This is a genomic window from Mesorhizobium captivum, assembly GCF_033977165.1.
Taxonomy (GTDB): Bacteria; Pseudomonadota; Alphaproteobacteria; order Rhizobiales; family Rhizobiaceae; genus Mesorhizobium; species Mesorhizobium captivum.
In genome coordinates this window covers 23,254-35,519 of record NZ_JAVIJB010000011.1, presented here as the reverse complement: position 1 = coordinate 35,519, position 12,266 = coordinate 23,254, and the positions used below count along the sequence as shown (strand labels likewise).

The following is a 12,266-nucleotide window of genomic DNA, read 5'->3' as shown; positions in this document are numbered from 1 at the left end:
GCGCTTCAGATCCTTCAATCCGTTTACGCCGCGTTCCGTCCAGCACCCCTCATCCGTCTCGGTGCTGCGCGCCGATTCACCTTCTCCCACAAGGGGAGAAGGAAGAGTCGCTCTACATCCCCTTCATCGCGTTGCACGACACGTTCGGGTTCATGTCGGCGAAGGCGCCGGTGGGGTTCTGCTTCCAGGTCCAGACATGCAGTTCATAGAACGGGCCGAGGCCGTAGCGGTTGGGTGCCGTGTTGAAATTGAACAGATGGCCTTCGAGCGAGGCCGGACCCTTCGAGGTGATGTACTCGACGGCGATCAGCTTCAACGTGCCGTCGGCCGTCGGTTCGTACATCACGGCCTCCGGCTTCGCCACGTCGACGGCGTCATCCTTCAGATAGTCGGCGTTGACGTAGTGGATGCCCATGGCGCCGCCAGTGAGACCGCTGGCGCAAGGGATCGGCGCATAGCCTTCGGCTTTCGCCACCGCGACGTCCTCGAAGCGGCTGTCGAGCGCCCGCACCTTCTCGGCAAGCGGGTTGACGGTTTCGGCCTTGACGGCGCTGACTGCGAGCATGGCCAGAACCGATGCGGCGATCAGGCGCCTGTTGCAATTTTGCGAATGCTCATTTTCCTCTCCAATTCGGTTGAGGCGCGCAAGGCGGAGCCGAGCCCGGTTGAGGCCACGTTCACGCCTGTCGCGCCTGTCACGCTGTGTGCGGAGCCGCTCGATCCACCGGAAGGAATCAGCGGTGGTGCCACCAATATTCCCAGTATTCGCGCGGCATCTCGCGCTCCTCGAGGCCGATGTCGCGTCTCAGGAAGGCGTCCCGCGGGGGCAGAAGGCGCCGCCGGTTTCGCAGGGGCGAAAGCAGCGCCGACACGGCCCGCCGGATGACGCCGCGCCGTGGCGCGAGGATATCCGCCGGGGCGGATACTCCCTCGCTGTCCGGCACCACATCAGGTCCGCCATCGGCGGGGACGATCTGGAGCGCATCGTTGCGTCCCTCGGCTGTTCGATCAGCGATAAAAGTAGGGGTCGAGGACCCGCACCTCCGTGATCTTGTCGACGGTGAGCGCGTTCTTCTGCGCGGTGCTGCGGATCGCCTCGGGCGAGGGAGCGTCATAGATGCAGAAGCTCTTGCCCTTATCGGGCGAGACATAGGACTGCACCCAGGTCACGCCCTTCTCGGCGTTGCGGGCGATGACGCCGCCCATGGCGGTCGCGCCGGCATCGTTCATCGGCACGTTGAGGCCGTCGGGAAATGTGCGTTCAACCAGATAGCGAGGCATGATCGGTTTTCCTTTGACGATTGAATCACGCTCGGTCTGAGCGCGGCTGGACTAAAGCCACGCTCGGAAAGGCCGCGCATCGGAACCTTTCCCCATATTGGGCGGGACGATTCCCCATGTTGGAAGCGTTAATTGTGGAGAACCGCACCCAAATATGTGGAAGGTCACATTGTGGCGCGCTCATCCGGACTATCGGAGGCGGCACCCGCCGCGGTGAAATCCCGACTTTGCGTGAGAGAACGAGAATGCTTCTGGAACGGCAGATGCAGCTGCGGCTATTGGAGGCTCTCCTGGCGGAGTCGATGCAAGGCCGCGGCCGCGTCGCGGCGCTGTCGGGCGAGGCCGGCGCCGGCAAGACGGCGCTGGTCGAGGCTTTGGTGGATCGTGTGGGGCAAGGTGTGACCCTGCTCCGCAGCGCCTGCGAGGACCTGTCGATCCCTGATCCGCTGGGGCCGCTCTATGATCTCGCCCGCGAGGCTCAATGGGAACTGCCGCGCGCGATCGACGACCGGCAGGGGCAGCGGCTGCCGCTGTTTTCCGATGCGCTCGACGTCTTCGAGGCAAAAGGCCCGAGCCTGCTGGTCATCGAGGACCTGCATTGGGCGGATGACGCGACGCTCGATTTCGTTCGCTTCCTCGGTCGTCGTATTGCAAACTCGCACATCCTGCTTCTGGTCACGGCGCGCACCGATCGCAGCGAGGGACAGATGCGCGTGCGCCGGGCGTTGGGCGAGATCCCGGCCGGCAATGTCGTGCGTATCGAGGTGCCGCTGCTCAGCGAAGCCGCCGTGCTGTCGCTGGCCGAGATAGCCGGCCGCGACGGCGGCGCCATCTACCGGGCCACCGCCGGCAACGCCTTCTTCGTCACGGAGCTGCTCGCCGCCGAAAGCGACAGCGCGCTGCCGGCCAGCGTGCGCGACGCGGTGCTAGCGCGGGCGGAGCGGCTGTCGCCCGGCGCCCGCTCGATGCTCGACGCGGTGTCCGTCTTTCCGCGCCGCGCCGACGGCTGGGCGCTGCAGGGCCTGTGCGGGATCGCCGCCGCCGGTCAGCTCGCCGAATGCATCAGCCAAGGCCTGCTCGAGGATTTCGGCGACGGCTACGCCTTCAGGCATGAGATCGCCCGTCGGGCAATCGAGACGGCGCTGGCACCGAGCCGGCGGCGCGAGTACAACCGGCGCGCGCTGGCGGCACTGCAGGAAAACCCGGATGTGGCCACCGCAAGGCTGGTGCATCATGCCGTTGAGGCGCAGGACCTGGAGGCGGTGCGCCAGCTCGCGCCGCTCGCCGCGCGCGAGGCTTCCCGCGTCGGCGCGCATCGGGATGCCGCCGGCCACTACGAGGTCGCCTTGCGATATTACGACGGCCTGCCGATGGAAAGCCAGGCGGCACTGCATGAAGGCCATGCCTTCGAATGCCACCTCATCGGCCGCGTCGACGCGGCCATGGAGGCGCAAGGTGAGGCGCGCCGGCTGCGGCAAGCGCTAGGCGACAGGCTGAAGGAAGGCGACAGCCTGAGATGCCTCTCGCGCTTCGCCTACCTGCTCGGCGACCGCGCGGCGGCGGATCGGTTCGGGGCTCAGGCCGTCGAGCTTCTGGAGACGGCGCCCGACAGTCCCGAGCTTGCCATGGCTTATTCGAACCGTTCCCAACTGGCGATGCTGGCCGAAAGGCTCGACGAGACGATTTTGCTTGGAGCCAAGGCGGTCGAACTGGCCGAGCGGCTGAACCGGCCGGACATTCTCTGTCACGCGCTCAACAATGTCGGCGCCGCCGGGCAATGGCTGGATTTCGCCAAAGGGCGGCGCGACCTCGCCCGCAGCCTTGCATTGGCCCTGGCGGGGAATTTCCAGGAGCACGCGGCGCGCGCCTTCACCAATTGCGCCTGCGTGGAGATGAACAGGCTCAACCTCAACGAGGCGGAAGCCGTCCTCGACCGCGGCATCACCTATTGCGTCGAGAACGATCTCGCGACCTGGCGCGATTACATGCGCGGCGTGCAGGCGCAATTGCTTCTGCGGCGCGGCCTGTGGAACGACGCGGCCGCGGTGGCGCATGACGTCATCGACGACGAGGCAACCACCGCGCTTGTCCGCTATCCCTCGCTGGTGGCGCTGGCGAAACTGCGCATCCGGCGGGGCGATCCGTCGGCCGAGCCGGTGCTGGACGAGATGAGGCGGTTTCTGGACAAGGGGATGGAGCTGCAACGGCTGGTGCCTTATGCGGCGGTGATGGCCGAGCTCGCATGGCTTGGACAGGGCGACAGAGCCGAGGCGCTGCGCCTTATCGATCTGGCCGAAGACCTATCGCCGACGCGGGCGGTGTTCGGCGAGCTGGCGACTTGGCGGCAGCTGCTGTCGCCTGAGAGCGATCCCGGCGACACCCGCGGCATGACCGAACAGCATCGCCTTCTGCTTGCCGGCGATTGGCAGGGCGCCGCGGCATTCTGGGCCGGGATGGATGCCCCCTTCGAGCGCGCGCTCGCCTTGCTGCAAGGCGACGAGGCGGCGCTGCGCGAGGCGCTCGATATTTTCGAAGGGCTTGGCGCAAGGCCGGTGGCGCAGCATGTGCGCGGCATGATGCGGCAGAGCGGCGTCATTCATATCGCGCGGGGACCAAGGCAGGCGACGCGCGCCAATCGCGCCGGCCTCACCCAGCGCCAGATGGAAGTGCTGCAGCTGATCGAGCGCGGCTTCTCCAACAAGAAGATCGCCGCGCAGCTGACCATCTCGCCGAAGACCGTCGATCACCATGTTTCGGCGGTGCTGGAGAAACTGGAAGCCGTCTCGCGCGGCGAGGCGACGGCCACCGCGCGGGCGTCGGGGTTGTTGTGAGGGTCAGCTGATCAGGGGAGTCTGGAATCCTCAGCGCCGGCGCTGCCCCTCATCCGCCCTTCGGGCACCTTCTCCCCGTTCAACGGGGAGAAGGAAGAAAGGTGTCAAGCAAACGCGCCGTGGCAGTGCTTGTACTTCTTGCCGGAGCCGCAGGGACAGGCCTCGTTGCGGCCGACCTTGCCCCAGGTCGCCGGGTTCTTCGGATCGCGATTTTCCGGCGCGACGATGGCGTTGGATTCCTGGCGGACCAGAAGCGCGGTCTCGCCGCCCTGGAAATCGTCCTCGCCGGTGGTGCCGTCGAGATGGCTGCCGAACATGTCGGGCGCTTCCGGCGGCGGCGCTTCCGCCGCCTGGCGGACCAGCTCGACGCGCATCAGCTGCGCGGTGACGGCCTGGCGCAGATTGCCGAGCATGCCCTGGAACAGCTCGAACGCCTCGCCCTTGTACTCCTGCAGCGGGTCGCGCTGGGCATAGCCGCGGAAGCCGACGACCGAGCGCAAGTGGTCGAGGTTGACGATATGCTCGCGCCACAGATGGTCAAGCGTCTGCAGCACCACCGAGCGCTCGACATAGCTCATCACATCGGGGCCGAAGCGCTCGGCGCGCTCCTTGGCGGCGGCATCCGCAGCGGCCGAAATGCGCTCGCGGATGTCGTCCTCGGCGATGCCTTCTTCCTTGACCCACTCCTCGACCGGCAGGTCGAGGTTGAGGTACTGAGCCACTTCTTCCTTGAGGCCGGCGACGTTCCACTGCTCCGCATAGGCGTTTTCGGGGATGTTCTTGGCGACGATTTCCTCGATGACGCCCTCGCGCATCTCGATGATCGTCTCGGACAGTCCTTCGCCGTCCATCAGCTCGATGCGCTGCTCGAACACCACCTTGCGCTGGTCGTTCGAGACGTCGTCATATTTCAGAAGGTTCTTGCGGATGTCGAAGTTGCGCGCCTCGACCTTCTTCTGCGCCTTTTCCAGCGCCTTGTTGATCCATGGGTGGATGATCGCCTCGTCTTCCTTGAGGCCGAGCTTCTGCAGCATGCCGTCCATGCGCTCGGAGCCGAAGATGCGCATCAGGTCGTCCTGCAGCGACAGGAAGAATTTCGAGCGGCCGGGGTCGCCTTGGCGGCCGGAACGACCGCGGAGCTGGTTGTCGATGCGGCGCGATTCATGGCGCTCGGTGGCCAAAACATAGAGGCCGCCGGCGGCCAGCGCCTTTTCCTTCAATTGCGCGATGTCGTCGCGGATCTGCTTTTCGCGTGCCTCGCGCTCCGGTCCGGGCGGAACCTCCGCAAGCTCCTCGGCGATGCGCATGTCGGCATTGCCGCCGAGCTGGATGTCGGTGCCGCGGCCGGCCATGTTGGTGGCGATGGTGATGGCGCCGGGCTTGCCGGCCTGGGCGACGATGGACGCCTCGCGCTCGTGGTGGCGGGCGTTCAGCACCTCGAAGTTCTTGAAGCCGTCCTTGCGCAGACGCTCGGCCAACTGCTCGGATTTCTCGATCGAGGTGGTGCCGACCAGGATCGGCTGGCCCTTGTCACGCGCTTCCTTGATTTCCTTGACGATCGCCTTGTATTTTTCATCGACCGTCCGATAGACCTCGTCGTCCTCATCCTTGCGCACGACCGGCAGGTTGGTCGGGATCTCGGTGACTTCGAGATTGTAGATGTTGGCGAATTCCTCGGCCTCCGTCAGCGCGGTGCCGGTCATGCCGGCGAGCTTCTTGTAGAGGCGGAAATAATTCTGGAAGGTGACCGAGGCCAGCGTCTGGTTCTCCGGCTGGATCTGCACATGCTCCTTGGCCTCGAGCGCCTGGTGCAGGCCTTCCGAATAGCGTCGACCGGGCATCATGCGGCCGGTGAACTCGTCGATGATGACGATCTCGCCGTTGCGCACGATGTAGTCCCTGTCCTTCTGGAACAGCAGATGCGCCTTCAGCGCGTTGTTCACGTGGTGGACGATGGCGACGTTCTCGACGTCGTAGAGCGACTCGCCCTTCAAAAGGCCGGCGTCGCGCAGCATGTTTTCCAGCTTCTCGGTGCCGTCCTCGGTGAAGATCGTGGTCTTCTGCTTCTCGTCGACCTCGTAGTCGGCCGGGCCGAGTTTCAGCATGTAGGCGTCGATGGTGTTGTACATCTCCGAGCGGTCCTCGAGGGGGCCGGAAATAATCAGCGGCGTGCGCGCTTCGTCGACCAGGATGGAATCGACCTCGTCGACGATGGCGTAGGCATGGCCGCGCTGCACCATCTGCGAGCGCTCGTATTTCATGTTGTCGCGCAGATAGTCGAAGCCGAGCTCGTTGTTGGTTGCGTAAGTGACGTCGCAGGCATAGGCCTCGCGGCGCTCGTCGTCGGAGAGTCCGTGAACGATGATGCCGACGGTGAGGCCGAGGAACTTGTAGACGCGGCCCATCCATTCGGCGTCGCGCTTGGCGAGATAGTCGTTGACGGTGACGACATGCACGCCCTTGCTGGCGAGCGCATTGAGGTAGACCGGCAAGGTGGCGACCAGCGTCTTGCCCTCGCCGGTGCGCATCTCGGCGATGCCGCCATTGTGCAGCACCATGCCGCCGATCAATTGCACGTCGAAAGGGCGCATGCCCAGAACGCGGCGGGCCGCCTCGCGCACGGTGGCGAAAGCCGGTATCAGCAAGTCGTCGAGCGAGGCGCCGTTGGCGAGATCCTGGCGGAATTTTTCGGTGCGGCCGGCAAGCTCGGCATCCGAGAGCGCCCGCATCTCGTTTTCCATGGCGTTGATGGCCTCGACACGGGGCCGGGTCGACTTGACGCGGCGATCGTTGGAGGAGCCGAAAACCTTACGGGCGAGACCGCCGAGACTGACCATCCATGGCCCTTTCGATAGCAATTTTAGCCGTTTGCGACGGGCGCCTGGCGGGCCCATCAAATCCGCGTGACTGCGGACAAACGCAAATAGCGCCCGGAAAACGGTTCTGGACGCCAAGTCGTTGGACAGATAAGAGGGGGCTCAACTGATGTCAACGCCGCGTTAGCCCCATGGGCAGCGCCAAATTCCGCCACAATCCGACTGATCTGGAACCTTTCCGCGCAAGCGATCCTTATTGGCAATCCCCATTGGAGTTTATCTTGATGTCCCTGTTGTTCCGCCGCGCGTCGCTCGCCAGCCTTGGCCTGGCCTTCGGGCTCTCGGCTTTTTCGCTGTCGCCGCTGATGGCGCAGGAAACCAAGCCAGCCCAGCCGAACGCCGCGGCGCCCGCTGCCACTCCGGTCGACCCGAATGCCGTGGTCGCCACCGTCAATGGCGAGAAGCTGACCGAGGCCGACCTCGCACTCGCCGAAGGCGAGCTGTCGCAGCAGTTCCAGCAGCTGCCGCCGGAACAGCGCCGCGCCGCCGCCCTTTCGGCGGCCATCGAAATCCGCGTCATGGCCAAGAAGGCGGTCGATAGCGGTCTCGACAAGGACGCCGATTTCCAGCGCCGCATGGCGTTCCTGCAGCAGCGCGCCCTGCACGGCGAGGTCGTCGAGAAGGAGGTCGTCAACAAGGTGACGGATGCGGATGTCCGCGCCCGCTACGACCAGGAAATCGCCAACACGCCGCCGGTCAATGAGATCCATGCCCGTCACATCCTCGTGAAGACGAAGGAAGAGGCCGAGGCGATCATCAAGCAGCTCGATGGCGGCGCCGACTTCCAGAAGCTCGCCAACGAGCACACCAGCGACCCGAGCGGCAAGAGCAGCGGCGGCGATCTCGGCTGGTTCGGTCCTGGCCAGATGGTGCCGGAGTTCGACAAGGCGGCGTTCGCGCTTGACGTCGGCAAGTACTCGAAGGAGCCGGTGCAGTCGCAGTTCGGCTGGCATGTCATCAAGGTCGAGGACAAGCGGGCCAAGCAGCCGCCGGCTTTCGACGACGTCAAGGATCAGGCCAAGCAGGCGGTCATCCGCGACAAGTATTTCGCCATGGTCAAGGAATTGCGCGGCGCCGCCAAGGTCGAGATTCCGGACGCGAAGCTGAAGGCGGCTGTCGACACGATGGAGAGCGGCAAGTAATCGGCACAGGCTTGGAACTTTGCGAAAGGGCGCCCTCGGGCGCCCTTTCGTGTTTTATGCGGCTATGCCGCGCACCACATAGCGCACTGCGGCCCGGATCGTCTCCTCGTCTTCGTCGAGGCGGTTGGTCAAAAGATGCCTCCAGGCATAGGAGGCGATCAGGTCGGCCACGATCTCCGCATCGATGTCCGCCACCACCTCGCCGCGCGCCTTGGCGCGCTCGATCATTCGGCCGGTATGGGCGCGGCGCCCCCTTGCGTAGTCGGCAAGCGCCGCTGCGGCGGCCGCGTCGGATTGCGCCTCGGCGACCAGCGACCTGAAGACATTGCCGGACGAGGTGTCGCGCCAGTGCGCGAACAGGTTCATGAGGAAGCCGGCAAGGTCCGTTTCGATGTTTCCCGTATCGGGCGTCTCGACGCGTTTTTGCCGCTGATAGACCTCGATCAGCAGCGCCGCCTTGCTCGGCCACCAGCGATAGATGGTCGGTTTCCCGGCCCGCGCCCGTCGCGCGACGGCCTCGATCGAGAAGCCGGAATAGCCGGCCTCCGCCAAGACCGCTTCGGCGGCCTCGAGGATGGCATCGGCGCTTTCCGGGTTTCGCTTTGCGCCGATCGATTTGCGCCCCGGGGCGGCGAGTTCGCCCATTTCGTCGTCCTTAGATCGTTTTGACGCAATTCCGGACGGAAAACCGTTTTCACACTTTTCCTGGAATTGCTTTAGCCGGTGAATCTCCGGCCCGATCATATCGGGTCCGGAGCTGAAACGAAACGGACCGTATGGGTCGCAGGACCTTTGGCGGCGACCGCGGAGCGCGGCCAGAACGCCTCTTGCGCTGGCGCGCGCTATCGGGCAAACCGGCCTTCCTTTCGCGTTCTGCCGCTTCGGGGTCCCCATGTCCGCAACGATTTCGCCGCTCGCACCGAAGAAATATCCCAAGATGCCGGTCATCGAGGGCGTGCGCATCGCCACCGCGGAGGCCGGGATCAAGTACCGGAATCGCACCGACCTGCTCGCCATGGTCTTCGATGCGGGCACGGCCGTCGCCGGAGTCTTCACCCGCTCGAAATGCCCCTCGGCGCCAGTCGACTACTGCCGCCAGAACCTGCCCGCCGGCAAGGCGCGCGTGCTGGTGGTCAATTCCGGCAATGCCAACGCCTTCACCGGCAAGAAAGGCATGGCTTCGACCGCGCTGACCGGCGAGGCGGCGGCGAAGGCCGCCGGATGCTCCGAGAGCGAGGTGTTCCTGGCCTCGACCGGTGTCATCGGCGAGCCGCTCGACACCAACAAATTCAGCCACCTCCTTGCCGGCCTGGTGAAGGACGGCAAGCCGGACCTGTGGACCGAGGCGGCGAAGGCGATCATGACCACGGACACCTATGCGAAGGTGGCAACGCAGACGGTGAAGCTCGGCGACGCCGACGTCACCATCAACGGTATCGCCAAGGGCGCCGGCATGATCGCGCCGGACATGGCGACGATGCTTTCCTTCATCGCCACCGACGCGCCGATCGCGGCCCCCGTGCTGCAGGACCTGTTGTCGCGCGGCACGGCCAAGACCTTCAACGCCGTCACCGTCGACAGCGACACCTCGACCAGCGATACGCTACTCATCTTCGCTACCGGCAAGGCCGCTGCGCGTGGCGCTCCGGCGATCAGCGATCCGAAGGATGCGCGGCTCGGCGCCTTCCGCCGCGCGCTCGGCAAGGTGCTGAAATCGCTGGCACTGCAAGTGGTGCGCGACGGCGAGGGCGCGCGCAAGCAGGTCGAGGTCACCGTCACCGGCGCCAAGTCCGCCCGCTCGGCCAAACGCATCGCGCTTTCGATCGCCAACTCGCCGCTGGTCAAGACCGCGGTCGCCGGCGAGGACGCCAATTGGGGCCGCGTCGTGATGGCTGTCGGCAAGGCCGGCGAGCCGGCTGACCGCGACCGGCTGTCGATCTGGTTCGGCGACAACCGCCTGGCGCATGAGGGCGAGCGCGATCCGGCCTACTCCGAGGAAGCGACCTCCGCCTACATGAAGCGCGACGACATCCGCATCCGCGCCGACATCGGCATCGGGCGCGGCAAGGCGACGGTGTGGACCTGCGACCTCACCAAGGAATATGTCGCCATCAATGGCGACTACCGGAGCTGATGGCGCCGGTGTCGAGACATCCGGCAAGCGTGCTCGCGGTCGTGCGCCGCTACGAGGCGGCGGGCTTTCGCGCCTGGCCGGCGGCGGCCGTCCACTATGACGGGACATGGGTGGTTCGGCTGACGGCCGGCCACCCGGCGAAGCGCCTGAATTCGGTCAATCCGCTGGATCCGGGCGATACGCAGCACATTGCCGAGCGGATTGTGCGCGCCAGCCGCCGCTTCGACGCCTATGGCAGGCCGCTGACTTTTCGCATGTCACCGCTTTCGGGGCCGGTGCTGTCGAAGCATCTCGACGAGGCGGGCTGGAGCCGGTTCGACGAATCGATGGTGATGCGGCTGCCGCTCAAGGAAGCGCAGCTCGACGCGGCGATGGACCAGATTCCGCTGAAGGACATCAGCCGCTTCATCGGCGCGGCGATCAAGACGAACGGCTCGGACATCTCGCTGCGGCCCGGCCTGTCGGAGGTCATCGGCGCCATCCAGCCGGAAGCGGGGCTGTTTGCACTCGAAGACGGAAACGAGGCGCTGGCGACGCTGATCTGCGTCCATGACGGCGACCTCGCCGGACTGTTCGAGGTCGCCACCGAGAAGTCGGCGCGCAACAAAGGCCATGGCCGCAATCTCATCCTGTCGGCACTGAAATGGGCGCGGCTGCGCGGCGCGCGCGAGGCCTGGCTGCAGATCGAAGCCGGCAATGTTGCGGCGCTGTCGCTCTACCGGTCGCTCGGCTTCGAGGAAGTCTACCGCTACCACTATCGCCGGCCGCCGGGCGCATGAGCGAGATCAAGCCAGCCGGAAAGCGCCTGCTCCTCGTCGCGGCCTGCGCGCTGGTCGACGCCGACCGGCGCGTGCTTCTGGCGCAGCGCCCCGAAGGCAAGCAGCTCGCGGGTCTTTGGGAGTTTCCTGGCGGCAAGGTCGAGCCGGGCGAAACGCCGGAAGAGTGCCTGATCCGCGAACTGCATGAAGAACTGGGCATCGAGACCGAGATCCCCTGCCTTGCGCCTCTCACCTTCGCCAGCCACAGCTACGACGATTTCCACCTGCTGATGCCGCTTTATATCTGCCGGCGGTTCCGCGGCATCGCGCAGCCGAAGGAAGGGCAGGGGCTGAAATGGGTCAGGCCGCGGCAGATGCGCGACTATCCGATGCCGCCTGCGGACGCGCCGCTGATCCAGTTCCTCATCGACCTTTTGTGATCCAATTATTTGTTTTTACACAATTCCGGACGGAAAACCGCCGCACACTTTCCCCGGAATTGGTCCAAGCTGCCCCGTCTGTTTTAGGCAGCGTTAATGGAAGATTTATCTCGACATGGAAGATTGAGGCCAAGTCGTCCGCGCAGCGGCATGCCGATTTATTGGGAGCCATTCCATGAGCATCGAGGGAGACTGGGACGCGATCCGGCCCGACCGCACTTTCCGCGCCGCCGACGCCGGCATGGGCATTTTGCGGATCGCCTTGCTTTTCGGGTCGGCCGCGGTGGCGCTGGCGTTGATCGCGACGCCCTTCCTCGACAGCCAGACGCGCCCGCAGAGCGCGCGTAACGGCTTGGCCCGCGGACTCGACATGACCAGCACCGGCTCGATCGGCCACCGCAACACCTACACGCTGCGGCGAAGCGTGCTGCAGCCGCTGCCAAGTTCCATCTGCGTGATTCGCAACGATGGCAGCCGCTATGGCGACTGCTAATTGGTTAATGAATTCAGCCAGAGACGGCTATTTCACCCCCCGTTAAGCTTTTGCCGTTAACCTTTCTTAACGGGTAGGCCTTATGGTTCCCGACAAGAGGGATCGACGACCATGAAAAACCTGCTGCAGCAATTCCTACGGGATGAAACGGGCGCGACGGCCATCGAATATGGCCTGATCGTTGCCGTGCTGTCGCTTGCAATCATCGGCGGCGTAGGCAAGGCCGCCGACGCGATCCAGTGGCTGTTCTCCGACAACAACAGCAGACTTGCCAACGCCTTCGCGCAGCACTGACTAAACCAGCCAGGTCC

General features: G+C 65.1%; 11 protein-coding genes. 7 read left to right on the top strand and 4 right to left on the bottom strand.

The features are described 5' to 3' along the window. Positions 1-112: 112 nt before the first annotated feature. Entirely contained in the window at positions 113-565 is a 453-nt protein-coding gene (locus tag RFM40_RS11845) for a hypothetical protein (RefSeq protein WP_320224488.1), read from the bottom strand. A gap of 443 nt (positions 566-1,008) precedes the next feature. After that, on the bottom strand, positions 1,009-1,281 hold the full coding sequence (locus tag RFM40_RS11840) for a DUF4242 domain-containing protein (RefSeq protein WP_320224487.1): 273 nt from the start codon (positions 1,279-1,281) through the stop codon (positions 1,009-1,011). A 245-nt stretch (positions 1,282-1,526) separates the two neighbouring features. Here RFM40_RS11840 and RFM40_RS11835 point away from each other — a divergent pair, with 245 nt between their 5' ends. Continuing rightward, positions 1,527-4,112, top strand: coding sequence for a helix-turn-helix transcriptional regulator (locus RFM40_RS11835; protein ID WP_320224486.1), 2,586 nt, complete (start codon positions 1,527-1,529; stop codon positions 4,110-4,112). 104 nt (positions 4,113-4,216) lie between these two features. On the opposite strand, the gene secA is transcribed toward RFM40_RS11835, so the two are convergent. Further along, positions 4,217-6,949, bottom strand: coding sequence for a preprotein translocase subunit SecA (gene secA, locus RFM40_RS11830; protein ID WP_320224485.1), 2,733 nt, complete (start codon positions 6,947-6,949; stop codon positions 4,217-4,219). Between the two features lie 263 nt (positions 6,950-7,212). On the opposite strand from secA, the gene RFM40_RS11825 reads away from it, so the two are divergent. After that, on the top strand, positions 7,213-8,130 hold the full coding sequence (locus tag RFM40_RS11825; protein WP_320224484.1) for a peptidylprolyl isomerase: 918 nt from the start codon (positions 7,213-7,215) through the stop codon (positions 8,128-8,130). Positions 8,131-8,184: 54 nt separating this feature from the next. Here RFM40_RS11825 and RFM40_RS11820 read toward each other — a convergent pair whose 3' ends face one another. Beyond that, the gene (locus tag RFM40_RS11820; protein ID WP_320224483.1) at positions 8,185-8,775 is read right to left on the bottom strand and encodes a TetR/AcrR family transcriptional regulator; all 591 of its coding nucleotides are present in this window, start codon (positions 8,773-8,775) and stop codon (positions 8,185-8,187) included. A 247-nt stretch (positions 8,776-9,022) separates the two neighbouring features. On the opposite strand from RFM40_RS11820, the gene argJ reads away from it, so the two are divergent. The 5 genes from argJ to RFM40_RS11795 all read left to right on the top strand — a co-directional run bounded on the left by argJ (position 9,023) and on the right by RFM40_RS11795 (position 12,249). After that, positions 9,023-10,264 (top strand): bifunctional glutamate N-acetyltransferase/amino-acid acetyltransferase ArgJ, encoded by a 1,242-nt coding sequence (argJ, locus tag RFM40_RS11815; RefSeq protein ID WP_320224482.1) that lies wholly within the window; start codon positions 9,023-9,025, stop codon positions 10,262-10,264. Continuing rightward, complete coding sequence (locus RFM40_RS11810) at positions 10,264-11,043, top strand: GNAT family N-acetyltransferase (RefSeq protein WP_320224481.1); 780 nt, start codon at positions 10,264-10,266, stop codon at positions 11,041-11,043. Before argJ ends, RFM40_RS11810 begins: the two co-directional genes overlap by 1 nt. Beyond that, on the top strand, positions 11,040-11,462 hold the full coding sequence (locus RFM40_RS11805; protein WP_320224480.1) for a (deoxy)nucleoside triphosphate pyrophosphohydrolase: 423 nt from the start codon (positions 11,040-11,042) through the stop codon (positions 11,460-11,462). The genes RFM40_RS11810 and RFM40_RS11805 overlap by 4 nt, the downstream gene beginning before the upstream one ends. A 175-nt stretch (positions 11,463-11,637) precedes the next feature. Beyond that, entirely contained in the window at positions 11,638-11,955 is a 318-nt protein-coding gene (locus tag RFM40_RS11800; RefSeq protein WP_320224479.1) for a hypothetical protein, read from the top strand. Between the two features lie 111 nt (positions 11,956-12,066). Then, entirely contained in the window at positions 12,067-12,249 is a 183-nt protein-coding gene (locus RFM40_RS11795; RefSeq protein ID WP_320224478.1) for a Flp family type IVb pilin, read from the top strand. Positions 12,250-12,266 lie beyond the last annotated feature (17 nt).

Bases quoted from the DNA above. Each gene is read 5' to 3' on its own strand.
- RFM40_RS11845 (WP_320224488.1), bottom strand. From the start codon at position 565: ATGCTCGCAGTCAGCGCCGTCAAGGCCGAAACCGTCAACCCGCTTGCC.
- RFM40_RS11840 (WP_320224487.1), bottom strand. From the start codon at position 1,281: ATGCCTCGCTATCTGGTTGAACGCACATTTCCCGACGGCCTCAACGTG.
- RFM40_RS11835 (WP_320224486.1), top strand. From the start codon at position 1,527: ATGCTTCTGGAACGGCAGATGCAGCTGCGGCTATTGGAGGCTCTCCTG.
- secA (WP_320224485.1), bottom strand. From the start codon at position 6,949: ATGGTCAGTCTCGGCGGTCTCGCCCGTAAGGTTTTCGGCTCCTCCAAC.
- RFM40_RS11825 (WP_320224484.1), top strand. From the start codon at position 7,213: ATGTCCCTGTTGTTCCGCCGCGCGTCGCTCGCCAGCCTTGGCCTGGCC.
- RFM40_RS11820 (WP_320224483.1), bottom strand. From the start codon at position 8,775: ATGGGCGAACTCGCCGCCCCGGGGCGCAAATCGATCGGCGCAAAGCGA.
- argJ (WP_320224482.1), top strand. From the start codon at position 9,023: ATGTCCGCAACGATTTCGCCGCTCGCACCGAAGAAATATCCCAAGATG.
- RFM40_RS11810 (WP_320224481.1), top strand. From the start codon at position 10,264: ATGGCGCCGGTGTCGAGACATCCGGCAAGCGTGCTCGCGGTCGTGCGC.
- RFM40_RS11805 (WP_320224480.1), top strand. From the start codon at position 11,040: ATGAGCGAGATCAAGCCAGCCGGAAAGCGCCTGCTCCTCGTCGCGGCC.
- RFM40_RS11800 (WP_320224479.1), top strand. From the start codon at position 11,638: ATGAGCATCGAGGGAGACTGGGACGCGATCCGGCCCGACCGCACTTTC.
- RFM40_RS11795 (WP_320224478.1), top strand. From the start codon at position 12,067: ATGAAAAACCTGCTGCAGCAATTCCTACGGGATGAAACGGGCGCGACG.